General features: G+C 67.0%; 27 protein-coding genes. 6 read left to right on the top strand and 21 right to left on the bottom strand.

Going from position 1 to position 24,229, the window contains the following annotated elements; translation table 11 throughout:
- Positions 1 to 15 precede the first annotated feature (15 nt).
- The 5 genes from argH to XM50_RS04840 are packed head-to-tail and all read left to right on the top strand — an operon-like array spanning position 16 to position 4,596.
- Positions 16 to 1,383, top strand: coding sequence for an argininosuccinate lyase (gene argH / locus XM50_RS04860; RefSeq protein WP_082102726.1), 1,368 nt, complete (start codon positions 16 to 18; stop codon positions 1,381 to 1,383).
- Positions 1,380 to 1,616 carry a hypothetical protein gene (locus XM50_RS04855; RefSeq protein ID WP_046407832.1) on the top strand — a complete coding sequence of 79 codons (237 nt, stop codon included), beginning with the start codon at positions 1,380 to 1,382 and terminating at the stop codon, positions 1,614 to 1,616. Before argH ends, XM50_RS04855 begins: the two co-directional genes overlap by 4 nt.
- A 3-nt stretch (positions 1,617 to 1,619) precedes the next feature.
- Complete coding sequence (lysA, locus tag XM50_RS04850) at positions 1,620 to 2,876, top strand: diaminopimelate decarboxylase (protein WP_046407831.1); 1,257 nt, start codon at positions 1,620 to 1,622, stop codon at positions 2,874 to 2,876.
- Positions 2,873 to 3,649, top strand: coding sequence for a precorrin-2 dehydrogenase/sirohydrochlorin ferrochelatase family protein (locus XM50_RS04845; protein WP_046407829.1), 777 nt, complete (start codon positions 2,873 to 2,875; stop codon positions 3,647 to 3,649). Before lysA ends, XM50_RS04845 begins: the two co-directional genes overlap by 4 nt.
- Entirely contained in the window at positions 3,646 to 4,596 is a 951-nt protein-coding gene (locus XM50_RS04840; RefSeq protein ID WP_046407827.1) for a CorA family divalent cation transporter, read from the top strand. Before XM50_RS04845 ends, XM50_RS04840 begins: the two co-directional genes overlap by 4 nt.
- 16 nt (positions 4,597 to 4,612) lie before the next feature.
- On the opposite strand, the gene fliS is transcribed toward XM50_RS04840, so the two are convergent.
- From fliS to XM50_RS04750, 18 genes are all read right to left on the bottom strand, one after another.
- A complete protein-coding gene (gene fliS, locus XM50_RS04835) occupies positions 4,613 to 5,011 on the bottom strand; it encodes a flagellar export chaperone FliS (protein WP_046407825.1) in 399 nt (132 codons plus the stop codon).
- Positions 5,011 to 6,510 (bottom strand): flagellar filament capping protein FliD, encoded by a 1,500-nt coding sequence (fliD, locus tag XM50_RS04830; RefSeq protein WP_046407824.1) that lies wholly within the window; start codon positions 6,508 to 6,510, stop codon positions 5,011 to 5,013. The genes fliS and fliD overlap by 1 nt, the downstream gene beginning before the upstream one ends.
- A 71-nt stretch (positions 6,511 to 6,581) precedes the next feature.
- Positions 6,582 to 7,712, bottom strand: coding sequence for an EscU/YscU/HrcU family type III secretion system export apparatus switch protein (locus XM50_RS04825; RefSeq protein ID WP_046407822.1), 1,131 nt, complete (start codon positions 7,710 to 7,712; stop codon positions 6,582 to 6,584).
- The gene (fliR, locus tag XM50_RS04820; protein WP_046407820.1) at positions 7,705 to 8,478 is read right to left on the bottom strand and encodes a flagellar biosynthetic protein FliR; all 774 of its coding nucleotides are present in this window, start codon (positions 8,476 to 8,478) and stop codon (positions 7,705 to 7,707) included. The genes XM50_RS04825 and fliR overlap by 8 nt, the downstream gene beginning before the upstream one ends.
- Positions 8,479 to 8,538: 60 nt before the next feature.
- A complete protein-coding gene (fliQ, locus tag XM50_RS04815; protein ID WP_046407818.1) occupies positions 8,539 to 8,811 on the bottom strand; it encodes a flagellar biosynthesis protein FliQ in 273 nt (90 codons plus the stop codon).
- A gap of 60 nt (positions 8,812 to 8,871) precedes the next feature.
- Positions 8,872 to 9,738: a flagellar type III secretion system pore protein FliP gene (gene fliP, locus XM50_RS04810; RefSeq protein WP_432430983.1), complete on the bottom strand. Its 867-nt coding sequence runs from the start codon at positions 9,736 to 9,738 to the stop codon at positions 8,872 to 8,874.
- Positions 9,739 to 9,740: 2 nt separating this feature from the next.
- The gene (locus XM50_RS04805) at positions 9,741 to 10,010 is read right to left on the bottom strand and encodes a FliO/MopB family protein (protein WP_046407814.1); all 270 of its coding nucleotides are present in this window, start codon (positions 10,008 to 10,010) and stop codon (positions 9,741 to 9,743) included.
- A gap of 9 nt (positions 10,011 to 10,019) precedes the next feature.
- Positions 10,020 to 10,322, bottom strand: coding sequence for a flagellar motor switch protein FliN (gene fliN, locus XM50_RS04800; protein ID WP_046407812.1), 303 nt, complete (start codon positions 10,320 to 10,322; stop codon positions 10,020 to 10,022).
- Complete coding sequence (locus tag XM50_RS04795) at positions 10,319 to 11,257, bottom strand: flagellar motor switch protein FliM (RefSeq protein ID WP_046407810.1); 939 nt, start codon at positions 11,255 to 11,257, stop codon at positions 10,319 to 10,321. The genes fliN and XM50_RS04795 overlap by 4 nt, the downstream gene beginning before the upstream one ends.
- A 6-nt stretch (positions 11,258 to 11,263) precedes the next feature.
- Complete coding sequence (locus XM50_RS04790; RefSeq protein ID WP_046407807.1) at positions 11,264 to 11,854, bottom strand: flagellar basal body-associated FliL family protein; 591 nt, start codon at positions 11,852 to 11,854, stop codon at positions 11,264 to 11,266.
- 20 nt (positions 11,855 to 11,874) lie between these two features.
- On the bottom strand, positions 11,875 to 13,596 hold the full coding sequence (locus tag XM50_RS04785) for a flagellar hook-length control protein FliK (RefSeq protein ID WP_082102718.1): 1,722 nt from the start codon (positions 13,594 to 13,596) through the stop codon (positions 11,875 to 11,877).
- 41 nt (positions 13,597 to 13,637) lie between these two features.
- The gene (locus tag XM50_RS04780) at positions 13,638 to 14,054 is read right to left on the bottom strand and encodes a hypothetical protein (RefSeq protein WP_046407803.1); all 417 of its coding nucleotides are present in this window, start codon (positions 14,052 to 14,054) and stop codon (positions 13,638 to 13,640) included.
- Positions 14,047 to 15,375, bottom strand: coding sequence for a FliI/YscN family ATPase (locus XM50_RS04775; RefSeq protein WP_046407801.1), 1,329 nt, complete (start codon positions 15,373 to 15,375; stop codon positions 14,047 to 14,049). The genes XM50_RS04780 and XM50_RS04775 overlap by 8 nt, the downstream gene beginning before the upstream one ends.
- A gap of 57 nt (positions 15,376 to 15,432) precedes the next feature.
- Positions 15,433 to 16,236 (bottom strand): FliH/SctL family protein, encoded by an 804-nt coding sequence (locus XM50_RS04770; protein WP_052742434.1) that lies wholly within the window; start codon positions 16,234 to 16,236, stop codon positions 15,433 to 15,435.
- Positions 16,229 to 17,239 (bottom strand): flagellar motor switch protein FliG, encoded by a 1,011-nt coding sequence (fliG, locus tag XM50_RS04765; protein ID WP_082102716.1) that lies wholly within the window; start codon positions 17,237 to 17,239, stop codon positions 16,229 to 16,231. The genes XM50_RS04770 and fliG overlap by 8 nt, the downstream gene beginning before the upstream one ends.
- Positions 17,236 to 18,954 (bottom strand): flagellar basal-body MS-ring/collar protein FliF, encoded by a 1,719-nt coding sequence (fliF, locus tag XM50_RS04760; RefSeq protein WP_046407797.1) that lies wholly within the window; start codon positions 18,952 to 18,954, stop codon positions 17,236 to 17,238. Before fliF ends, fliG begins: the two co-directional genes overlap by 4 nt.
- Before the next feature lies 1 nt (position 18,955).
- The gene (fliE, locus tag XM50_RS04755) at positions 18,956 to 19,315 is read right to left on the bottom strand and encodes a flagellar hook-basal body complex protein FliE (protein WP_046407795.1); all 360 of its coding nucleotides are present in this window, start codon (positions 19,313 to 19,315) and stop codon (positions 18,956 to 18,958) included.
- Complete coding sequence (locus XM50_RS04750; protein WP_046407793.1) at positions 19,312 to 20,592, bottom strand: sigma-54 interaction domain-containing protein; 1,281 nt, start codon at positions 20,590 to 20,592, stop codon at positions 19,312 to 19,314. Before XM50_RS04750 ends, fliE begins: the two co-directional genes overlap by 4 nt.
- A gap of 398 nt (positions 20,593 to 20,990) precedes the next feature.
- Here XM50_RS04750 and XM50_RS04745 point away from each other — a divergent pair, with 398 nt between their 5' ends.
- Entirely contained in the window at positions 20,991 to 21,815 is an 825-nt protein-coding gene (locus XM50_RS04745) for a flagellin N-terminal helical domain-containing protein (protein ID WP_046407791.1), read from the top strand.
- Between the two features lie 290 nt (positions 21,816 to 22,105).
- Here XM50_RS04745 and XM50_RS04740 read toward each other — a convergent pair whose 3' ends face one another.
- The 3 genes from XM50_RS04740 to XM50_RS04730 all read right to left on the bottom strand — a co-directional run bounded on the left by XM50_RS04740 (position 22,106) and on the right by XM50_RS04730 (position 24,227).
- Positions 22,106 to 22,702: a DUF1989 domain-containing protein gene (locus XM50_RS04740; RefSeq protein ID WP_046407885.1), complete on the bottom strand. Its 597-nt coding sequence runs from the start codon at positions 22,700 to 22,702 to the stop codon at positions 22,106 to 22,108.
- Positions 22,695 to 23,402, bottom strand: coding sequence for a guanitoxin biosynthesis heme-dependent pre-guanitoxin N-hydroxylase GntA (gene gntA, locus XM50_RS04735; protein WP_046407789.1), 708 nt, complete (start codon positions 23,400 to 23,402; stop codon positions 22,695 to 22,697). The genes XM50_RS04740 and gntA overlap by 8 nt, the downstream gene beginning before the upstream one ends.
- 87 nt (positions 23,403 to 23,489) lie before the next feature.
- Complete coding sequence (locus tag XM50_RS04730) at positions 23,490 to 24,227, bottom strand: sigma-70 family RNA polymerase sigma factor (RefSeq protein ID WP_082102724.1); 738 nt, start codon at positions 24,225 to 24,227, stop codon at positions 23,490 to 23,492.
- Between the last annotated feature and the right edge of the window lie 2 nt (positions 24,228 to 24,229).

Raw genomic sequence — 24,229 nt, 5'->3', positions numbered from 1 at the left:
AGCGGTTCCAACCAGATGTGGGGCGGACGATTTGCCGAAGGGCCGGCCGCGGTCATGCGCGAGATAAATGCCTCCATACCCTTCGACAAGCGAATGTGGCGGCAGGACATCCGCGGCAGCCAGGCGCATGTCGCGATGCTCGCGAAACAGGGCATCATCGGCGCCGATGACGCCGCGGCGATCGCGCGCGGGCTCGAGACGGTCGAGGCACATTACGAACAGGCTGGCGTTGCCGAGGATCTCGCGCTCGAAGACATCCACATGCAGACCGAGGCGCGGCTGGCCGACGCGATCGGCCCCACCGCCGGCCGGCTGCACACCGCGCGCAGCCGTAACGATCAGGTGGCGACCGATTTCCGCCTGTGGGTGCGCGACGCGATCGATCAGACGCTCGCCGCGCTCACTGCCTTCCAGCGCGCCTTGCTCGACCGCGCCGAGGAACATGCCGCCAGCGTGATGCCCGGCTTCACGCACCTTCAGTCGGCGCAGCCGGTGACGTTGGGCCATCATCTGATGGCCTATGTCGAAATGGCGCGCCGCGACGTCAGCCGCTTTGCAGACGCGCGGGTGCGGATGAACCTGTCGCCGCTCGGCTCGGCCGCGCTTGCCGGCACCGGCTTCCCGGTGGATCGTCATGCCACCGCGGCGGTGCTCGGCTTCGATGGGCCGACGCGCAACTCGCTCGACGCCGTCTCGGATCGCGATTTCGCAATCGAGTACCTGACCTGCGCGGCGCAATGCGCGCTTCACCTGTCGCGGCTGGCGGAGGAGTTCGTCCTCTGGGCCTCGCAGCCGTTCGGCTTCGTCGCGCTCAGCGACCAATGGTCGACCGGCAGCTCGATCATGCCGCAGAAGCGCAATCCCGACGCGGCCGAGCTGGTGCGCGGCCATGCTGGGCGGATCACCGGCTGCCTCGTCAGCCTGATGGTGACGATGAAGGGGCTCCCGCTGGCCTATTCAAAGGACATGCAGGACGACAAGCCGCCGGTGTTCGAATGCCACGACCTGCTCGGCCTCTGCCTCGCGGCGATGACCGGCATGGTCGAAAGCGCGACCTTCCGCACCGATCGCATGCGCGCGCTGGCGGAAAGCGGCTTTGCCACCGCCACCGATCTTGCCGACTGGCTGGTGCGCGAGGCGGGTATTCCCTTCCGCGAGGCGCACCACATCACCGGCCGCGCGGTCGCCCGGGCGGAAGCGACGGGCGTCCGGCTCGACCAGCTGCCAATCGAGGATCTCACCGCCATCGATCCGCGGATCGACGCGCGCGTCTATGACGTGCTGTCGGTCGATGCGTCGGTGGCCAGCCGAACCAGTTTCGGCGGCACCGCACCCGACAATGTGCGCGCCGCGATCCGTGAAGCACGCGAGGCATTGGCATGAAGGCAGTTGTTCTCCTCGCCGGCACGCTCCTGCTGGCGGCCTGTGGCTCGTCGCGCGGGTTGCGGCCGGCGGAGGGAGAACATCTGCCCGTCGCTCCTTATGGCGCGACCGCCACGCCAACCCCGGCCGACCTTCTCACCCCCTCGCCGCAAGCCCGTCCCGGCCGCAGCGACGAAGTGCTGCGCAATTCAGAACAGCGCCGCAGCGACGAATTCGACCTCCCGCCAAGGTAAGCAATGGATCATTTCGCACTCGTCAACGGCGAGCTTCACTGTGAAGCCGTCCCGCTCTCGCGCATTGCTGCAGAGGTGGGCACGCCGGTCTATGTCTATTCCGCCAACACCCTGCGCACCCAGGCCCGCCGCTTCCGTGATGGCCTGAAAGACGTGGCGCGGGTCCATCTCGCCTACGCCATCAAGGCGAACCCGAACATCGCCGTGCTGAAGGTGCTGGCGAGTGAAGGCTATGGCGCCGACGTGGTGTCCGGCGGTGAAATGGCGCGCGCGCTCGCCGCGGGGATGCCGGCAAAGGACATCGTCTTCTCCGGCGTCGGCAAGACACGTGCGGAGCTGGTGAAGGGGATCGAGGCCGGCATCGGCCAGTTCAATATCGAGCTGGAAGAGGAAGGCGTCGTCCTGGCAGAGTTGGCGGCAGCGCGCGGCAAGACGGCCAGCGCGGTGCTGCGCGTCAATCCAGACGTCGACGCTGGCACCCACGCCAAGATCTCGACCGGCAAGCGCGAGAACAAGTTCGGCGTCGCGATCGACGAGGCCGCGGGCATCTTCGGCCGGCTGTCGCAGCTCGACGGGCTGAACCTGCGCGGCGTCGCGATCCACATCGGCTCGCAGCTGCTGAACCTCGCACCGCTCGAGGCGGCCTTTGAGCGGATCGGCGCCTTCGTCGCCGAGCTGCGCGCCGCCGGGCACACGATCACTCATGTCGATCTCGGTGGTGGCCTGGGCGTCACCTACAAGGACGGCGACGTGCCGCCCGACCCGGCCGATTTCGGCGCGATGGTCGCACGCATCACGCGCGACTGGGACGTGACGCTGATGTTCGAGCCTGGCCGTGTCATCGCGGGCAATGCCGGCGTGCTGTTGACCGAAGTCATCTGGGTGAAGCCGGGTGTCACCAACCCTTATGTCATCGTCGATGCGGCGATGAACGATCTGGCCCGCCCGGCCCTCTACGATGCCTGGCATGATTTCGCGGCCGTTCATCCCACGGGTGAGCGGATGGTCGCCAATATCGCGGGGCCCGTATGCGAGACGGGTGACACGTTCGCGCGCGACCGCGAGATCGACGTGGTGAAGTCCGGCGATCTGGCGATCTTCCGCACGGCGGGCGCCTATGGGGCGACCATGGCGTCGACCTACAATTCGCGCCCGCTGGTGCCCGAGGTGCTGGTCGACGGCGACCGGTACGCCGTCGTGGCGGACCGGATTTCGGCCGAGACGATCCTCGCTGCCGAGCGCGTGCCGGACTGGCTGTGACGCTCCACAGCCTGCCGATCTTCGTCCGGCTGAGCGGCCGGGCGGTGATATTGGTGGGCGAGGGAGAGGCGGCGGCCGCCAAACGGCGGCTGCTGGAACGCGCCGGCGCCGTCATTCTGACCGAGAGCGAGCGCCCGGCATCGCCTGGCGACGATCCGCGACTGGCCATCGTCGTGGATGATGAGCCGGCCGTCGCGCGGCTGAAGGCGCGCGGCATCCTGGTCAACGCGGTGGATCGCCCCGAGCTGTGCGACTTCACCCTGCCGGCGATCGTCGATCGCAACCCGGTCCTGGTGGCGATCGGTACGGGCGGCGCATCGGCCGGGCTGGCGGCAGCGCTGCGCCAGCGGCTGGAGGCGCTGCTACCGATGAACCTTGGCCGGCTGGCTGACGCCCTGTACGCGGCGCGCGGCGTGTGGCGCGGGCGCTTTCCGGATGCCACCGCCCGGCGCCGGGCCATCGCTGCGGCACTCGCGCCCGGCGAAACGCTCGATGTGCTGCGCGACTTCGCCGATGATCAGGCACTACCGCCCACGCGGGAACCTTCCGATGGCGGGGAACGTCGTGTCGAGCGCATGGTCCTCACCTCCCCCGAACCCGACGATCTGACGCTACGCCAGGCTCGGCTGCTGGCGAATGCCGACCGGGTGACTCACGGCGCGAACGTGCCGTCGGCGATTCTCGATCGTGCCCGCGCCGATGCCGACCGGCTGCCATGCGCCGTCCCCCCGGTCGATCTGCCCGGCCTCACCGTCGATGTGAGAATGGCGTGAGCGGCTTTGGCTATCGCGTCGGTGCTGACGAGGCGGAGAAGGTTTCGGTCCGCGACGCGTTGGCCAGCGATGCCACGATGGTGTGGGTGCACCTGACCGATACGGCGGAACATGCGCAGGCGTGGCTGCGTGATGAGGCAAGGCTGCCCGACTATATCGTCGATCCGCTGACGGCGCAGGAAACGCGTCCGCGGTGCGATGCGATCGACGAGGGCGCCTTCCTGAACCTGCGCGGCCGCACCGACGAGGAGCTCGATTCCTCCGACATGCTGGCCTCGGTCCGGATCTGGGTCACCAGGGGCCGTGTGATCTCTGTCACGCGAAAGCATCTCTTGGCGACCGACGTGGTCGAACGCGACGTGGCGGGCGGCCGGGTGCGCGACCCCGGTGACCTGATCGCAGCCTTCGCAACGGCCATCACTGGCGATCTCGACCCGGTAGTCGCCGATCTCGGCGACGATCTCGACGATTGCGAGCAGCAGCTGGACGCCAAGAAGGTGTTCGCCCTCCGCCGCAACGTCACGCGGGTCCGGGTGGAAGCGATCAATTACCGGCGCTTCCTCAACCCGCAGCGCGCCGCGCTGGAGCAGATGGCGAAGATGGACGGCGACTGGTTGCAACCCGACGACCGCGCCCACCTGCTCGCTGCCGCCGATCGTGCCGCGCGGATGGCGGAGGAGGTGGAGGCGATCCGCGAACGGTCAAGCCTGATGCACGAGGCATTGACCGATCTGCGCGCCGAGCAGCTCGATCAGCGCAGCCTGATGATCTCGATCGCAGCAATGGTGTTCCTGCCGCTCACGTTCATCACCGGTCTATACGGCATGAACGTGGAGGGTCTGTGGCTCGCCAAGGAGCCCTGGGCCTTCAACGCCATCGTCGCGTTGTGCGCGGCAATCTCGATCGCGGTCGTCGCCTGGTTCGCCGGACGGCACTGGCTGCGCTAGGCCCTACCCCTGCCGGTCAGGCCGCGCGTGCCGCCCGCCACGCTTCTGCGATCTCCGACAGGGTATCCGCCACGTCGCGAAACGGCTTGCCATCCTGGCCAAGGCTCGCCTCGATCACCTGCTTGCGCGCGCCGCTGTAAAGGCGGGCGAGCGTCACGGACACCTCGCCCCCACGCTCGAAATCCAGGTTCGCCTCCAGCGCGAACAGGATCGCGGTGGCACGCGTCACCCGCTCGCTCTTGACCGCGAACTTGCGGTTCTCCGCCGCCCAAGCCGCCACGCGCAGCGCCTGGCACAATTCGTCGTAGAGCAGCTGCACCAGCGCGGGGCCATCCGCGTTGGCGGTACGGCCGGCCAGGTCGATGCGACGGTACGTCTGCGCCGGATCGCGCAACAGGGCGGACGCATAGGCCATCAATTATCGCTCTTGGTCCACGCCTTGATCTGGTTTTCCATGAACGTCTGCGTCGATTTGTAAGCGGCGACGCGCGCGTTCATCGACGCGAATTGCTGGGTCAGCCGCGTCGTCATCTTTTCCTGCTGCAGCGTCAGCTTGTCCTGCTGATCGACCAGGTCGCTCTTCGCCTGATTGTAGCGCGTCGTCGACGCACCCAGGCCGTAGAGGGTGCTGGTGGCATTGAGCTTGATCGAGTTCATCGCCGCAAGCGCGCCGGTACCATCGGACGAGTTGGAGAACATCGCCTCCAGCGCGCCGGGAAACTGGTTGATCGCCTGCGTCAGGCGGTCGGTGCCGACCGACAGGGTGCCGTCGCGGTTAGTCCCGACTCCGATCTCGGCGAGCGTGCGCGGCGTACCCGGCGCGGCGTTCGGCAGGAGGTCACGCAGCGACAGCGACTTCAGGCTGTTCAGCATGTTCTTGGCACCGGTGTCGCTGCGCAGTTCGCCCGTGATCGGGTCCGTCTGCTTCTTCAACTCGGCGAACACCTGATTGTAGGTGAAGACAAAGTCCTCGACGGCGTTGGTCAACGCTGCGGTGGGCGTGGACGAGGTGAGCGACACCGGCGCGGTCGAGGTCGACAGCAGGTCCAGCTTCACGCCCTCGACCAGGTCCGTGATGGTGTTGGACGCGCGCTCCACCCGAATGCCATCAACCGTCAGCACGGCGTTGCCGGCCGTGCTGGTGATCTGCATGCCGCTGCCGGTCGGGCCGACCGCGAACTGCGACAGCTTGGTCGACGGGTCGATCGACGTTTCCAGCGTGAACGCCTTGGCGCTGCCCGTGTCCCCCTTCAGCGATAGATAGGCGCGGCCATCGGCATCGGTGACGACGGACGCAGTGACGCCCGCCTTGCGCGCGTTGATCGCGGCGGCGATGGTGGTGATCGACGCGTCCTTCACCTCGATCTCGATCGGATCGCCCACCGCGTCCACACTCGTCATCTCGCCGGTGACAGGATCGAGCACCGCACTGCCGACCTTCAGCACGAAGGTGCCCGATCCCAGGACCTCGGTCTTGCTGGCCACGCTCGCCTTGGACACCGCCGCCTGGCCGGTCGCCAGCCGCTCCACCCCGATGCTGGCGCTGAACCCCGTCAGCTTCGCACCGGTGATCGGTGTGGCGGTCAACACGCCCGGGCTGGAGCTGACCGGCTGCGACTGGAGCGTCCCGCTCTTCACCAGCGTCTCGAGCGCCGTCGTGAAATCGGTGATCATGTTCTTCAGCGTCGACACGCCGGACAATTGCGCGGTCAGTTTATCGGACCGGGCGGTAATCGCCGCATTCTTGGCGGCGAACTGCGCCTGAACCAGACTGGTGACCAGCGTGTCGGTATCGACGCCAGATCCGGTGTTGAGCGAGGTCAGCAGCGCGCTCGCCGCCGACTTGGTCACGCTCGTCGTGCTGGGCGTCGGGGTCGGGGTCGGCGTGGCGCCGCTGCTGGAGACGGTGGTCATGACGTCGGATTAAACGGCCGCGCAACGCAAAGATTTAGCGCTTTGCGCCGGACCGGCGGCTGTCCCCTGCTCTAGTGCAACGCGACGCCATTCTCGTCGAAGCGCGCGCCGGCCGGAACGTCGATCGGCGGCAGCGGCGCACCGCCAGCGGCCGCGTTCAGATTGAAGACGAACGCCAGCACCGTCGCGATCGCCATATAAAGGTCATCGCGCACCTCCTGATTCTCGCGGCTGGTGTAATACACCGCACGCGCGAGCATGGGATATTCGAGGATCGGCACCGCCATCTCGCCCGCCAGCTCGCGAATCGCCAGCGCGGTCGCGCCGCGGCCCTTGGCGACCACCACCGGCACCTGGTCGCGTCCGCGATCGTAACGCAGCGCCACCGCAAAATGCGTCGGGTTGGTCAGCACGACATGCGCCTCGGCAACCGCACCGCGGGTGGAGCGGGACAGCATCGCGTGCTGGCGCGAGCGGATCTGCGCCTTCACCTCGGGATTGCCCTCGCTCTCCTTGTGCTCGTCCTTCTGTTCCTGCTTCGACATGCGCAGCTTCTTCATGCGCTGGAACATCTGCAGCGGTACGTCGAGCAGCGCGATCGCGACCAGCCCCATGGACATGACGATCATCAAGGTGGTGAGCGTACCGCCCAGCGCATCAACCGCAGCGCCAAGGTCCGATCGGGCAAGCCCCAACGTCGTGCGCGCACTGCTCATCAGCAGCCACACGCCGATCGATCCCAGCAGCGCCACCTTGAGCAGCGACTTGCCCAGCTCGATCCAGCCATTCATGCCGAAAATGCGCTTCAGCCCGGAGGCGGGATTGATGCGATTGCCCTTGGGCGCCAGCAGTCCGGCGTTGAACTGGAGCGAGCCGAGTGCCGCGGAACTGGCAACGCCAGCCGCCATCACGATCGCGAAGAGCGTCCCGAACGCAGGCAGCAGCTTCCACCCGGCCGCGGCAAGCGGGCGAAACGGCTGAAAATCCTCCACGTCGCCGCGGGTGAACTGGAAGCTTTCCGCCATCACGCCCTTGCACGCGGTGATCAGCATCGGCCCGAAGAAGACGAGCCACGCCACCCCCGCCAGCGCGACGAGCGCCGTTGCGAACTCACGTGATTTGAGGACGTCACCCTTTTTCCGCGCGTCCTTCAGACGCTTGGGTGTCGGGGCTTCTGTCTTTTCGCCGAACTCGTCAGCCAAGTACCAGGCTCCGTGCCGCTTCCAGGCCCTCGCGCACGACGACCAGCATGTAATCCCCCATCGCCGGGAAGGCCGCCGCCATCGCGATGACGCCGACCGCTAGACTCGCCGGCAGACCGATCGAGAACAGGTTCAGCGCCGGGGCCGACCGCGAGATCATACCGACCACCAGATTAAGGCAGAGTAAAAGGAAGCCGACCGGCAGCGCGAGGAGCAGGCCGGCAAAGAACGCATAACCGCCAAACAGCGCAATATCGCGCAGCTGGGCGGGCGCGAGCCAGGCAGCACCGGGCGGCAGCGCGGTATAGCTGCGCGCCACCGTGTCGACGAGGACGAGGTGCCCGTCGACTGACAGGAACAGCAGCGTCAGCAGGATCGACAGAAACTGGCCGATGGCGGGCGAGGAGCGGCCCGTATTGGGATCGACCATGTTGGCAAAGCCGATGCCCATAGATCCGCCAATGACTTCGCCGGCAATCAGCGGCGCCGCAAAGGCGATCTGGAGGATGAAGCCGAGCGCCAGCCCGACCAGCGCCTCGGCCGCGATCGCCAGAAAGGTCGCGACCGCGAACACCTGCGGCGGCGGTGTCACGTCATGCATCCCCAGCACCAGCACGCCGACCGCCCCCGCCAGGACGACGCGCACCTGTACCGGAACCGAGACGTTGCCGAACACCGGCGCCGCGACAAAGGCCGCGCCGACGCGCACCATGACGAAGATCAGCGCCCACAATTGCGGCTCGATTGACAGGCCCAGCCCTAGCATCGCCGCGCCGCCCCGCCGGCCATTGCCGCCGCGTGCAGATCGAGAACCCTCGTCACCGGCCTATCGAACCAGGTCGGGAATGCGTTCGAAGATCGAGACGGTGAAATCGCTGAGCAGCCCCAGGATCATCGCGCCGAAAATGACCAAGGACAGGCCGACCACGATCAGCTTGGGCACAAAGCTCAACGTCTGTTCCTGGATCGAGGTCGCGGCCTGGATCATGCCCAGGATCAGGCCGGAAACCAGCGCAGGGATCAGGATCGGCGCCGCGGCGAGCGCCAGCACCCAGAGCGTCTGGTTCGCCACGGTGAGGAAATAATCTGCGTCTACCATGCTGAAATCCGACTTCTCACCTGCACCATGCGCTCGGTCAGCGCGGCTTGCGTGATCGCGCTACGTGGCGAAGCTGTTGGCCAGACTGCCCATCGTAAGCGCCCAGCCATCGACCAGCACGAACAACAGCAGCTTGAACGGCAACGAGATGATCGTCGGGCTGAGCATCGCCATGCCCAGCGCCATCAGCACGGTGGCAACCACCAGATCGATAACCAGGAAGGGCAGGAAGATCAGGAAGCCGATCTGGAACGCAGTCTTCAATTCGCTGGTTACGAACGCGGGCAGCAGCACCGAATAGGGAATGTCATTGGGCGTCGCATAGGGGCCCGACTTTGCCATTTCGGCAAACATCGTCACGTCCTTCACCCGCGTCTGCTTCACCATGAAGGCATGGAGCGGTGCACCGGCGGTCTTGATCAGGTCGGTGCCGCCCATCTGCCCTGCGGCATAAGGCTGGATCGCGGTGGTGTTGATCTGGCTGATCACGGGCGCCATCACGAACAGTGACAGGAACAGGCTGAGACCGATCAGCACCTGGTTGGGCGGCGTCTGCTGGAGGCCCATCGCCTGGCGCAGGATCGACAGCACGATGATGATCCGGGTGAAGCTGGTCATCATCAGCAGGATGCCCGGCAGAATGCTGAGCAGGCCCATGATGATAAGGACCTGCAGCGACAGCGACATCGAGCCCGAGCCGTTCGGCCCGCCGCCAAGCTGCCCCAGCGCGCGATCCACCGCATCCCCTGCTCCCGGTGCGGCAGGTGCCGGCGCGACCGGCGCGCCCTGTGCCAGCGCAGGCATGGCGACCAGCACCGCAACCAGGAAGGCAAAGGCGATCAACAGCACCTTGCCCCACGGGAACGCCACCGGGCGGCGGTGCTCGACATCGCGGAACAGGGCCGGGCCGTTGCCGACGCGGGTCACGCTCACGAAAGGGTCCTCGGCGCGTCGGCACGATCGACCAGCGTCACCCCGCCGCGGCCGACCGACACCAGCAGCCGCTTGCCTTCAAATTCCACCACCGCGAGCCGCAGCCCCGGCGAGATCATCATCGTCTCCTTGACGTTGATGAGGCGCGTATCGGTACGTCCCGGCATGCGGCTTTCCAGCCGCCGCCACAGGTACAGGCAGCCGATCATCAGGCCGCAGACGAGCGGCAGCAACACGATCAGCTTCAGGATATAGGACCACATCATCGCAGATGATCAGCCGCGCTTGTCGGGATTGACGAGCTCGGTCATGCGCACGCCGAAGCGGTCGCCCACCGTCACCACTTCGCCCCGGCCGATCAGCGTTCCGTTGACGAACACGTCGAGCAACTCGTTCGCCTGCCGATCCAGCTCGATCACGCTCGATTCACCCAGTGCCAGCAGCTCGCGCAGCGTCAGCTGGGTGGAGCCGATCTCGACCGTCAGCTTGACGTCGACGTCCTGCAGCAGGCGGAAATTCGCGGCGAGGGCGCCATCGCCCATGTCCTTTGGCGGGAAGCCGCCGCTCATGTCGTTCACTGGGTCAATCCTTCGAGAGAAGCGAGCGAGGTCAGTTTGATCGCCGCATGGCCGTTCGACGTCCCCACCGTGCCGGTGCCGAGGCGATCGTTGCCGACCATCACCGGCACGTCCTGGCCGAAGCTGATCGGGATCACGTCACCGGGCTGAAGCGACATCAGCTTGGACAGGCGAATCGTCGGTTCCGCGAGGACCGAGCGCACCGGGAAGCGGATGTTCATTGCCGCGCGGGTCAGCGCCGTCTGCCACAGGGCATCCTCGGCCGCCGCCTTCGCCACGACCTTGCCGGTCAGCGCGGTGCCGTGCGGCTTCAGAGCACTGACGGGATAGACGATGTCGACAAAGGCCGGCTTTTCCTGTCCCGGCGCGATACCGAACCGGGTGACGATCATCGCGTCATCGCCGTCGAAATCGGCGAGCATTGAGGCATTGGCCTCGCACCGCCCGATCGAGAATGACACGCGGGCCAGCGGCTCCCAGGCGGCGGTCAGCGGGCGCGCGATCATGTCGCCCAGCCGCGCGACCATCGCCTCCGCCGCGGGTGAGAATTCGCGCGGCATGTCGGCCGGCGCGGCGCCCGTGCCACCGAAGAACAGGTCGAGCAGCTCCAGCACGAACTCGCCGTCCAGCACCAGCAGCGCGGTGCGATCGTCCATCCCCATCGGCAGCCACGCAGTCAGCCGGTCAGGGCGCTCCGCGCGATAATCGGCGAACCGCTGCACCGCGAGCGGCTCCGCCCAGGCCCGCACCTCTTCGCGCAGCAACGGCTCGAACACGCCGCGCATCCCCCGGGCGAGACGCGCCGAGAGATGCTGCAGCGTGTGCAGGTCGCCGAACGGATTGAGCTTTGCTTGCCCGAGCACGCCGGCCTGAACCGGCCGTGCGCGGGATCGCTCGCGCCGTTCGCGCGGAGGAGAGGACGTGGCGTTAACCATGCACGTTCACTGAACAACGAAATTGGTAAAGTAGACGTTACCAACGCCGCCAAAGCCTTCCTTTTGCTTCAGCGTCGTGTTGATTGCGCCCTCCAGCCGCTTGGCCAGCGCCATCTTCCCGGCGGACGAAAAGACCTGGTCCTCGGTGGTGTCGCCCAGCGTCATCAGGATCGCGGAGCGGATCGCGATATCGTTCGCCTTCAGGTTCTGGATGACCTTCTCATCATACGGCGTCGAGATGGCGATGCCGACCTGGATGAAATGCACCGAATCCTGGAGATTGGCGGTAAACTCCTTTTCCAACGCGTAATAATTGGACGCGTAGGGGCCCGCCGCGCCTTCCGGCGTCGGCTTTTCCTCGCCACCGCCATGCCCGCCTTCGTCGCCCTCTGGCGCGGGCTGGGCACCCTTGGGCACCAGCTTGGGCTTGTTCGGATCTTCCGCATGTGCAGCGCCGACGAGGCCGGATCCGGCCGCATAGAGGCCGGCACCGACCCCCCCGCCGACCAGCACGAGGCCGCCGACTGCCATCACAATGATCTTGCCCAGCTTGCCCTTCTTCTTGGGCGCGCCCTCGGCCTGTTCCTTGTCACTCATTGGTCAAACGTCCCTGGTGTTCACGCGATTCGGTCGTCGTCCCCGCCACCGGCATCGCTGGTGGCGAGATGGGTCGAACGGTTGGATGTGGCTGGCGCGCCGGTCGGCGTGCGCTGCGCCTGTGGCTGCTGCTGATGCTGCTGCCCGGTGCTGCTGCCATCGCCGAGATGCGCCGACAGCTTCAGCCCGCGCGCCTCCGCAAGCTCGACGAGCCGCGGCTGTGCCTCGGCTAGGATCTGCCGGGTTTCGGGGCTCTGTGCGATCATCTGCACCGCGACCGCATCACCCTCGCGGCGCAGCGACACGTCGATCGCGCCGAGCTTGTCGGGCACCAGCCGGATGCTGGTATCCACAGCGTCCAGCGCGTCGCGGATCATCTCGATCCGGCCGATCATCTTCATTGGCCAGTCGTTGCTGGTCATGACGATCGGCGCAGCCGCCATAAGGTCGCTTCCGGCTGCGGCCGACGAAGCAATGCCCGCCCATGCGATCAGTCCTTCCGCAGGATCAAGGCGGCGTTCGTCGCGCACTGCCTGGTGAATGGCAGCGGCGAACACCTGCGCCGCCGGCGCGATCGCCGGCACGGCTGCAGGTTGCGGCACGGCCTGAGGCGCGAGCGATGGCACCTGAACCACCGGAGCCGTCGGGGTCACAGCTGAACCGCGCCCCGCCTGGCCCGCGCGGTCCGAGATGATGGTGACTGGCGACAGAAACGGCGCGTCGCTCTCGAGGGCCACCTTCTCCGGAGATTGAACACCGACAGTGACCGGCGGCTCGCCTGCTGCGCCCAAACTGGCGCGAGGAACGGCGGCCGCAGCGATTGACGCCGGTGAAGGAGTCACGACCGCGTCAACAATCGCCGGCCTGCCAACCAGTGGCTCGACGTTCTCGGTGTCTGCTGCCCCGACCATCAGAGCGCCGCGGACGGCTGGCGTCGCGTTCGCGGCAATCACCGGACGATCAGCTAGCAACGGCGCCATCACCGGATCTGCGTCCGACGCGGCATGCCCCTCGCTGACCTGAGGTGCAGCGACCATGTGGTCCGTCGATTTCAAGGGATCGTCGCGGCCCATCTCATGCAACGCCGCATCTTGAGGCGTCGAGGCCGCGGCGGGCGCAACCAGCGGCGGCAGCTCCACGGCGGGAAGAGCGACCGACACCATGAGCGACGCCCTGCCACTGGTAAGCGTGGGCGCAGCCATCTGACCGCCGTCACCTGCAATCGCGGCCAGGTCGGGCGTGGGAGCCGCCTCTCTCGCCACCGACACTGCGCGTTGCGACAACGCGGCGACGCCGGCGGCGGCGACGGCCGCAGTATCGACATCTCCTGCACCGGGAATCGCACCCGGCAGCTCAATCGGATCAACCTCGTCAGGCTCACACATCAGGAACGGCAGCGGCGCTGCAATCGCGGCCGTCGCAGCAGCGCCACGGGTAACCGGCGGCCCAACCCCTGCCGCATCGAACGACGGCGGCACCAGGTCACACATCGGCATCGCGAGCCACAGCGCAAGCAATTCGCCGTGCGGCAGCTCCTCGCTGCCGGGGCTTGCCGGCAAGGTCTTGCCGCCTGCCGCCTCGGCTTGCCGCGTGCCGCCGGTACCCAGTTCGATCATCGGCGCCATCTGCAACAACGACGCGAACAGCGCCGCCTCAGCCGGCATCGCCACGCCTGGTCCCGCCATCGGCACCGACAGCGCGCCAGCCACTGGGGCCTGAGAATGGAAGGAGATCAACGTCATCGCGGCAGTCGGTCACTCGTCGTGAAGAACCGACCTAATGATCAGCAAGGATCGTGCCGAACCTTGCGCGTCGGAGGCGCATCTTGCAGCGCCCGGATGGCGCGCAGCGCCGCCTCTGCCTCGCCACGCGCGATCAATTTTTCCACCGCACTCTGATCGCGCTTCGCAGATCGCGTGGCTTCGCTCGCGCGGTCCGCTTCCGCCGCCGCCGTCCGCACGCGGTTCTCGATCACCTCGGCATTGCGGTGCAGCTTTTCGCGGTAATGCGCCATCGCCGCAAAGGAGACGGCAGCGCCCGGCCCTTCTCCCGGTGCCACGGCGGAGGCGAGCTGTGCGATCCGCTGCGACAGCGCGGTCTCGCTCGCGACCTGCTCATGCGCACGGCTTTCCGCCGCCCGCGCCATGCCCAGTTGCAGCGTGCGGACGCGGTGGAGGCGCTGGAGCTTCTTGTTATCCATCGCCGAAGACGCCGGTCAGCTCGGTCACCGCATCGTCCAGCGAGACGCTGGCGTCAGAATCCTGCCGGATGAACTCCATCACTGCCGGGTGATAGGCGATCGCCGCATCGATCGCGGGATCGGCGCCCGCGCGATAGGCTCCCATCAGCACCAGATCGCGGTTTTCCTCATATGTCGCCAAGTGCCGGCGCAGCACGCGCGCGGCCTGAACATGCGCCTTTGCCGCAATGTCGGTCATCACGCGGCTGACCGACTTCGACACGTCGATCGCGGGATAGACGGCATGTTCGGCCAGCGCGCGGCTCAACACGATATGGCCGTCGAGGATCGAACGGGCGGAATCGACCACCGGATCATTGCCGTCATCGCCATCGGCCAGCACCGTGTAGATCGCGGTGATCGCGCCGCCGGTGTTCACATCCGTCCCGGCGCGCTCGATCAGGTTCGGCAGCATCGCGATTGCCGACGGCGGATAGCCGCGCGCCGACGCCGGCTCGCCCAGCGCGAGCCCGATCTCACGCCCGGCATGCGCCACGCGGGTCAGCGAATCCATGATGAGGAGCACGTTCTTGCCCTCGTCACGAAACGCCTCCGCAATCGCAGTCGCGCGAAGGGCGCCGCGGATGCGCAGCACCGGGGAATGATTGGCCGGCACCGCGACGACCACCGAACGCTGGCGCGCCTCGCCCGCCACCTTGGTCTCCAGGAAGTCGGCAACTTCGCGGCTGCGTTCGCCGATCAGGCCGATGACGATCACGTCCGCCTTGGCCGCGCGCACCATCATGCCCAGCAGCACCGACTTGCCGACGCCCGAACCCGCCATGATGCCGACGCGCTGGCCCTTGCCGATGGTGAGAAGCCCGTTGATCGCGCGCACGCCGACATCCAGCGGCTCGAGCACGCGGCCACGATCGAGCGGCGACTGGAGCTTGCCGGCCAGCGGCCAGCGGCCGGCGCCGCGGATAGGACCCAGCCCGTCGATCGGATTGCCCGCGCCGTCGACCACCCGGCCGAGCAGCGCCTCGCCCACTTCCGCCTCGCCCGGCGCGCCGGTCGGGCGCACCGGCATCTGCGGCAGCAGCGCGGCGGGGCCGCCAAGGTTCATCAGAAGGGTGCGGCCATTGCGAAAGCCGATTACCTCCGCCTCCACACCGACACCCGCATCACCGATGCGGCAGACCGTGCCGACCGGCAGCGTCAGCCCGACCGCCTCCATCAAAAGGCCGTCATAGGACGCCAGCCGCCCCGCGACCTTCGGCGCAGGCCGGAAATCGGCATTGCCCAGCGATTCCAGATAATCGGCAGTGAAGCGGTGGAGCATCTACTATCCTGGAAAAAAGCGGCCCGTCCAAATGGTCGCTGCCAGCGAGCGGACGGGTCAGAGCGCGGGAACGGCAACCTTCTCGAGCGTGCTGGTCAACTGTTCGAGCCACAGGTCAGGGCCATCCTCGACAATGGTGGAAGCCGCCTCGAGCACGAAAGACCCGCGCCCAAGCGACGCGTCACCGACGGAAAAGATCGTGTCGGGAAGGCGTCCGTCCAGCAGCGCGACATCGTCCGGGTGCACGCGCAGGATGGCGCTTTCCGACTGGTCGGCCAGCAGATCCGACGCCGCGTCCACCCGCCCGGCGAGCAGATCGCCCGAAATGCCGACCTGGTCGATCAGCCCGCTGACAAGGTGCAGCACCGTCTGGCGCAGCTGCGCGGCGGTCCGCTCGCGATCGACGCGCTGGTCAGAGCGAAGCGCCGCAAGGATCCCCTGCACCAACGCCGAGTCACGCTCGACCGACGCGGCATATTCGGCCCGGGCAGCAGCATAGCCGGCATCAAAACCGGCCTGATGCGCCTCCGCCAGCCGATCGATCATCGGCACGTCCGCCATCGCGGCGACGACCGGATCGATGTGCGCCGTTTCGTCCAGAGCCTCAGCAGCCGCTGCCTCGGCGTGATCCTCTGCCCCATCCGCCATGCCATGCGGTTGCGACGAGGCGCAGAACGCCTCCTCGATCCGCGCGATCATGTCACCGGGCGAGAAGCCCGGCGCGCGTTCGGCAAACACCCTCTGCAGGCGAAGCGCGGCATCATCCTGGCGCGGCGCGAAGCCGGCGACGAACACATTGGCCCCTGTCCCCGACGTGGCTGTCCCCGACGTGGCCGTCCCCGACCTGGCTGCCTCAGACATAATCGTCCTCGCCCCCACCCATCATGATCGTGCCATCCTTGGCGAGCGTACGGGCAATGGCGATGATCGCCTTCTGCGCGTCGAGCACTTCCGACAGGCGCATCGGGCCACGCGCTTCCATCTCGTCGCGGATGCCGTCGGCCGCACGGGCAGACATGCAGCCGAGGAAGCGGTTGCGCGCCGCCTCATCCACGCCCTTCAACGCGCGGGTCAGGATGTCGCTGTCGATGTTGCGGATCAGCGTGCCCAAATTCTTGTCGTCCATGTCGAGCAGATTGTCGAAGACGAACATTGCCTCCTCGATCGCCCGTGCGGTTTCCTTGTCCAGCTTGAACAGCTTGGGCATGACGCGCTGCTCGGTCGCCTTGCGTGCGCCCTGCAGGATCTTCGCCGCCTCGCGCGTACCGCCCAGCTTCACCTGCGTGCCCTGCGCAGCGCTCACCGCGCGGCTGCCGATCATCGTCTTCAGCGTCTCGACCGCTTCGGGCGTGATCGGGCCAAGCTTCGCGATCCGGTGCAGGATCTCGGGTTGCGCCGCGTCGGGCAGCAATTCCAGCACCTGCGCCCCGACCGCCGGATCAAGGTTGGCGATCAGCAAGGCGCAGACCTGCAAGTGCTCCTTTTCGATCATCGCCGCGATGTCCGTCGCGTCCAGCCAGTCGAGCAGCTCGATCTCGCATGCCGCTTCCGGCGGGGTAATGCGCGCCAGCACGCTTTCCGCCTTCTCCTGACCCAGCGCGCGGTGCATCACCGCCTCGATCTTGGGCTTGGGGTCGAAGGTGATGCCGGTCCGCTCACGCGCGCGCCCGACGAAATCGTCGAGCACGCCCTCCACGTCCGCCTCGCTGACGTCGGCGACGGTGTACATCGCACGGCCCAGCTCGCGCACCTCGTCGGGCTCGAGCTTCTGGAGGATCGCCGCGGCCTCCTCCTCGCCCACCAGCATCATCAGCACCGCGGCACGTTCGGTACCGGTAAAAGTGCGCAGCGCGATCTCGCTCACTGCGCGGTCGCCTTCATCATGTCGCGCACCGCCAGCGCAGCGCGCGCCGGATTGTCGCGGGTGAAGCCGCGCACCTTGCCGATCCGCTCGTCGTAATTGCGGCTCGCCTCGATCTCGTCCAGGGTCACCGGCGGTGCCACGGCGATCTCGGCGGCGCCAATCGTGCCCTCCATGCCGTCACCGCTGCCCTCGCCGCCCGCGGCAAGCATCGCGCGCGACGGTGCCTCCGCCTCTTCCTTCTTCTTCATCAGCGCCTTGGCGAGCGGGCGCACGCCCAGCAGCAGGACCAGCAGCGCGATCAGGATCGCGGTCACGTTGCGCGCAATCACCGGCATCCAGCTATTGTCGTACCAGGCGGGACCATCGCTGGCGCCCTCGCCTTCACCGGCGAACTTGCGGCTGATCACCGTCACCTGATCATTGCGCCCCTGATCATAGCCAACCGCGGAGCGGACCAACTGGGTGATCTGGTTGATCTCCATCGCGGTGCGCTTGCCCTGTTCAGGCTCGCGCAGCAGCACCGCTACCGACAGGCGCTTGACGCCCCCCGGTGCCGCACGCGTCACCGACACTTCGCGGCCCAGATCGTAGGAGCGGGCGAACTGATCGGATTGCTTGTTCGGATTGGGGGCCGGGCCGCCAGCGACCGGCTGGCCCGGAGCGACGGGCTGACCGTTCGCGCCCGTCGCGGCCTGCGGCTGCTGCAATGCTGCGGCGGGCGGCGGCGTGTTGCTCAGCGCGCCGGGGATGCCGCCGGGTGCCTGGCTGTCGGGCGCCTGGTTGCCGGTCCAATTGCCGGTTTCGGCGCGCAGCGCGCCTTCCTTCTCGTAGCTTTCGCGGGTCGCGGACGTCTCGTCCATGTTGACGTCGGCCTGCACCTCGGCGGTGAAGTTGCCGGCGCCCACCAGCGGCGTCAGCAGCTGGATCAACTGCGTGCGGTACTTTTCCTCCACCTGCCGCTGCAGCGCGATCCGCTGCTCGGTGCCGCTCTGCCCCATGCCGCCGGGCTTGGAGAGCAGGCCGCCCATCTGGTCGACGATGGTCACCGCCTCGGGCTTCATGCCCGGCACCGATGAGGCGACGAGGTTGATGATCGACTGCACCTGCGCCTCGCTCAACGCACGGCCGCCCTGCAGCTTCACCACCACGGAGGCCGAAGGCTGGGCATTGTCGCGCACGAACACGCTGGATTCCGGCATCGCGAGATGAACGCGCGCCTCGGTCACGACATCGATCTCCTGGATCGATCGCGCCAGCTCCGTTTCGCGCGCCTGGCGCAGCCGCTCGCCCTCGACGGCGCGGCTGACGCCCATCGGCAACTGATCGAGGATAGCGTAGCCGCCCGGCGCTGCCTTGGGCAGGCCCTGGCCCGCCAGCAGCAGGCGCGCGCGGGAATAATCCTCCTCGTTCACCGTCACCGCATCGGTTGCTTCGTCGATGTGGCTGGTGATGCTCGCGGCGGACAGCGCCTGGGTGACGGCCGCCTTGTCGGCGTCCGGCAGCCCCGAATAGAGCATCTTCTGCGGCGGCGTGGACAGCGCCGACCATGCCAGCGCCGAGGCGCCGATCAGGCTGACCATCAGCGCCATCGGGCCGGCACGGCGCACCGCGGGCTGTGCGAACACGCCCTGGATCTGCTTCAGCGGGTTCGCGAAGCGCTCCGGGATCACCGAGTTCGGCTGGCCGGGGTTCGTAGGGGCAAGTGCGTTAGCCATATCAGACCGGCATGCTCATGATGTCCTTGTACGCGGACAGGATCTTGTTGCGGACTTGCAGCGTCGCCTCGAAGCCGACCGAGGCCTCCTGCCGGGCAAGCATCACCTTGGCGATGTCGACCGTCTCGCCACGCTCATAGGCTTCGGTCAGCGCGGAGGATTTCTGCGACTGCGCGTTCACCGATTGAAGCGCGCTTTCCATCGTCGCGGCAAAACTTCCCGCCTGTTGCGCGCCGGAAGCGGGCGCGCTCTCCGCCGCGATCGTTGCGTTCGCGCGGCTCAGCGCAGCGTTGCGCTCCAGGATCTGGGCGCGCAGCGCCATCACCCGGTCGACCCCGCCTACACCACCAACACCGCTCATGCCGTCAGTCTCCGATCATGCGGCGCGGCGATCTCTTCACCCTGCTCGCGCGCCTTCGCGAGACGGTAACGCAAGGTTCGTTCCGAAATGCCGAGCCGGCGGGCAGTTTCGATACGATTTCCGCCGCACGCCTTCAAAGTCTCGCGGATCGCGGCAAATTCGGACAGCCGAACGACCGACCCGAGCGTCGTGGCGCCCGGTGCCGCAGGCTCATCGGCAAAGACGAACGGGCGCGGCGCGCTGGCGCGATCGAACACGATGTGATCGGCCTCGATCGTCTCGCCACCGCAGAACAGCAGGGCGCGCTGGATAACATTCTCGAGCTCGCGGACATTGCCCGGCCAGTCATGCGCAACCAGCTTGGCGATCGCCTCGTGGGAGGGCCAGGGCACCACGGCGCGAACGCCGGCATGGCGCAGGATCATCGTCGCGGCGAGCGCCGGCACGTCCTGCGCACGATCCGCCAGCGCCCGCGTGGTGAGCGGAAACACCGACAGGCGGTAGTAAAGGTCGGCGCGGAAGCGGCCGGCGGCCACCTCTTCCTGAAGGTCGCGGTTGGCGCAGGCGACGACGCGCACGTCGATCGGCACCGGATGCGTCGCGCCGATCGGAACGACTTCGCGCTCCTGCAGGACACGCAGCAGCTTGGCCTGCAGCGGCAGCGGCATCTCGGCGATTTCGTCGAGCACGATCGTGCCGCCATTGGCCGCGCGGAAGAAGCCCTCGCCCCCCGACGACGCGCCCGTGTAGCTGCCCTTCACATGGCCGAACAGCATCGCTTCCAGCATGGTTTCGGGCAGCGCGGCGCAATTGATCGCAATGAACGGGCCGTCCGCGCGCCCCGAATTGCGATGGATCGCGCGCGCCAGCACTTCCTTGCCGGTACCGGTCGGCCCGTTGATCAGGACGGTGATGTCGGCAGCGGCAACGCGCTCGGCCAGCGCGAACAGCGCCAGCGTCTCGGGATCGGCGGCGGTGGGAAGGTCGGGGCCGCCCGCCAGCGCGCGGGCAAAGGCATTGCCGACCACCGAATCGGCATGATCGAACCGCAGCCGCGCGGGCGCGCCATCGCGAAACGGCGTCACCTGCGGCGCGCCGCGCGACAGGATGACAGTGCGCGCCGGCACGGGAGAGGCCTCGCCCTCGGCCACCAGCCACGCAGTATCCGGCTGCGGGCGCCCGGACGGCGCGGCAACGACAAAGCCCTGCGCGCGAAGCGAGGAAACCAGCGTGACATGCGTATCGGCAACAGCAGCGGACGGAACGATCGAGCGCAAAACTTTTCCCCCACGGAATGATCCTGTCTCTAGGCGTTAGTTGGTTAACGACCTCTTGAGCCGGCAGCCGGCCGGCAGAATTTTTCCGGGTGCGCATCGCGCGCGCAAATGCGCCCGAACGCGCCGCGCATACCCGAACGGGCGCGCTCCTGCCCGGACCCGCGCGCGAGGAAGCCGGCTCTGGCAGCCGCTTGCCGCCTTGCCGGAATGCCGGCCAACTCTTGCCGGCTGCCGGCAATCGCCCCCCATCGTCAGAGCGCGCGGGCCGCATTTCCGGCAGTCCGGACGGCCTGCAAAAAAGTTCTAAAAGCTTCCGTGCCTTGGCCGTTTCGTATGGCGACGGCTCGGCCCTCCGCTCTGGGGGCGGCGGGGCGGTCGTAACCACAAAGGAACGTACGATGACCGTGATCAACAGCAACATCTCGTCGCTGCGCGCCAGCAACGCTTCAAACAAGGCGCAGTCGGCTCTCTCGACCGCCATGGAACGCCTGTCGACCGGCAAGCGCATCAACTCGGCCAAGGACGACGCCGCCGGCCTCGCCATCGCCAGCTCGATGACTTCGCAGATCCGCGGCATGAACCAGGGCATCCGCAACGCCAATGATGGCATCTCGATGGCGCAGACTGCCGAAGGCGCGCTGGACGAGGTGAGCAACATGCTCCAGCGCATCCGCGAGTTGGCGGTTCAGTCGGCCTCTGGTACTTACGACGACGACGATCGTAAGAACATCACAGCCGAAGTTGACCAGCTTACCGCCCAGATTGGTCAGGTTATCAAGAACTCCGAGTTCAACAAGGTGAAGTTGTTCGACGGCACTGTCGAAAAGGTCACGATCCAGACCGGCTCGACGGCTGAAGACACTGTTGACCTAGCCATGGCGGATCTTACCACTCTCGCGGCTGATGGCGGCGCGGCAGGCTCGTATGATATTTCGGACGCCACCAAAGCAAGCAACCTGCTTGCTACGCTCGACACCGAGCTTGAGAGTGTTGCAACGGCGCGCGCTACGCTCGGCGCTAGCCAGAACCGCCTTGAGTCCGTGGTCAGCAACATGACCTCAAACATGACCAACCTGTCGGACGCGCGCAGCCGCATCGAAGACGCAGACTTCTCGGAAGAGTCGACCGCTCTCGCCAAGGCGCAGATCCTGTCGCAGGCGTCGACCGCGATGCTGGCTCAGGCCAACCAGTCGCAGCAGGGCGTGATGAAGCTTCTCGGCTAATCCGTCGGCGGCACCGGCATCGCCCCCAAATGGGTGTCGGTGCCGCTCCGCTCAGCGTAGCAGAGACAGACGGAGGAACCCGGTGGCCGCGTGCCGCCGGGTTTTTCGGCGTGTGGCGCGGGTGGGACCCAAAGCTGGCGTCCGTACAAAAAGCATCGTCACCCCGGACTTGATCCGGGGTCCCGCTAGCTTTGCGGCGATCAAGAAGAAGAAGAAGTGGGATCCCGGATCAAGTCCGGGATGACGGTCGTGCGGTGTCCCGCACATGTCCGGGATGACTCGCGGCCGGTTCAGCCTTCCGCGATCACCCGATAGTCGATTGGTTTGAAACTGCCGCCGTTGGACGAATAGGCCGAGCAGGCGGTCAGGCCGATGACGAGGTCCATCGCCGCGCGGAACACGATCTTGTCGCCCGCCTTGCTGATCGGCGGCAGCACCTCCAGCTTCCCCGTCTCGCCGTTCACCGGCACGTTCATGAAACAGTTGAACGCGCACGGGATCATGTCCTCGGTCACGCCATAAGGCGCCAGCGCCTCCGCCAGATTGCCGAAGCAGCCGCGGTGGAGCGGCTTGTCCGGGTAGAAATGCCGGAACGTGTCATAGCTGCACGGCGTCAGCAGGAAATCGTGCCGTCCGACATCGTCGGCGATGATCTCCAGCATCGGGCGCGATCGGTTGGAATACAGCACATGGCCGGTCGTCAGGTAGATCGTCTCGGCATAGTCGAACGTCCGCCCCGAGGAGATCGCCTCCCCCACGTCATCGGCGTTGAAGGCGAGCAGGTCTGACACCTGCACTCCCATCGGGTCGATCACTTCGAGAATGGCGCCCTTGTCGAGGCGAAAGGCCGTGCCGCTTCGTTCGGGAATCCGTGTCGCTTCAGTCATCAGCACCGCGATAGTGGAAGGGGCAGGCCCAGGCGTCATCGACCACGCGACCGCTATATTGCCGCGCCTCGCTAGCTGTGCCGTGGCGCGCCAGCATCGGGTTGCGCGATCCGGCCAGCGCCTCGTCGCGGATCAGGATCTTCTCGCGCATCCCCTCGTACCGGCCCTCGGCGCGCAGGATCTCGAACTGGTCGTGCAGGTTGAACACCAGCGCCGGCTTGGCAAAGCGGCGCGCCGGGCGGCTGGCATGGGGGTGAAGCCCGACGACGAAGAACGCCTCCCCGCCGAAGCTTAGCGAGAAATGCGGGTCCTCCGGATCATGGCTGACGCGATGGTCATATTCCTGGCCGCGCCACACGTCCTTGTCAGACAAGGATTGCACGCGATCCCACAGCGCCTGCTCGAACGCCGGCTCGTCGAGATCCTCGGGGCCGTTGAACACCACCGCAAAGCTGCGGAACAGTGCCGGCTCCTCGCGATAGGCGGAGGCAAAGCGCAGCAGGCCATCATGGATGCGCAGGTCGTCCCACCCGCTGTCGATCCGGTTGCAGGCCAGGACGTTCAGCGTCCCCTTGGCGAGCGCCGCCTTGGCACCGACGCAGGGAAATAGCCGATCCTCGACATGGACCTGAAGCAGGCGCTCGAATCGATCCTGATCCTCGTGGCGCCAGGGAAACAACGGTGTAGCGGGCTGAGGCATGGGCCCGAGATACGCGCAGCCCGGCGGGAGTGTTCCCAGCGAACCGCTTGATATCGATCAAGAGCCGCCTCGTCGCGGCTCGTTGCCTCAGCCGCGCAGCAGCGTCTTCTTCAGCCGCGCGTGTGCCGCGCTCTTGATCTGGCACACCCGCGCGGCGCCGACACCGAGCACTTCGCCGATCTCGTCGAGGTTCAGTTCCTCGACATGATAAAGCTGGATCACCAGCTGTTCGCGTTCCGGCAACGCCGCGATCGCCGCAATCAGCCGCTCGCGCTGCTGCCCCTCGGCGAGCTGGTCGAACGCGTTGGGCTCATCGCTGGCGAACCAGGGCTGGTCGTCGACATAAACGTCGTCGATCGATTCGAACTTCACCGCCTCCGCGGCGGCGTAATCCAGCCGAAGCTTCTCCACCGTCACCCCCAGCCGCTTTGCCGTCTCGTCATCCTTGGGTGGGCGACCAAGCTCGCCGGTCAGCGTCTGCACCGTACGGGCATAGTCGCGCCGCCGCTTGATCGCCCCGCGCGTCATCGCCGCGTGGCGTCGAAGCTCGTCGATCATCGCCCCGCGCAGCCGGGTGGTGAGATATTGCTTGAAGGTCACCTGCCCGCGATCCTCGAACGATCCCGCGGCCTCGACCAGCGCGACCAGCCCGGTCTGCACCAGATCCTCCACCTCGATCGCGGTCGAAACGCTGCCATGGACATGCCACGCCAGCCGGCGGACGAGCGGGAGGTGTTCGCGCACCAACGCCCCTTCGTCACGCGCGCGCTGCCGCGGCGAGTAGGTCAGCGGCATCGCCTCGGCAAAGGCGGCGGCCATCGGCATCG

It is taken from the genome of Sphingomonas sp. Ag1, from assembly GCF_000980895.1.
GTDB lineage: Bacteria > Pseudomonadota > Alphaproteobacteria > Sphingomonadales > Sphingomonadaceae > Sphingomonas > Sphingomonas panaciterrae.
The sequence above is the reverse complement of the archived record's forward strand: the minus strand, read 5'-3'. Positions and strand labels throughout refer to the sequence as shown.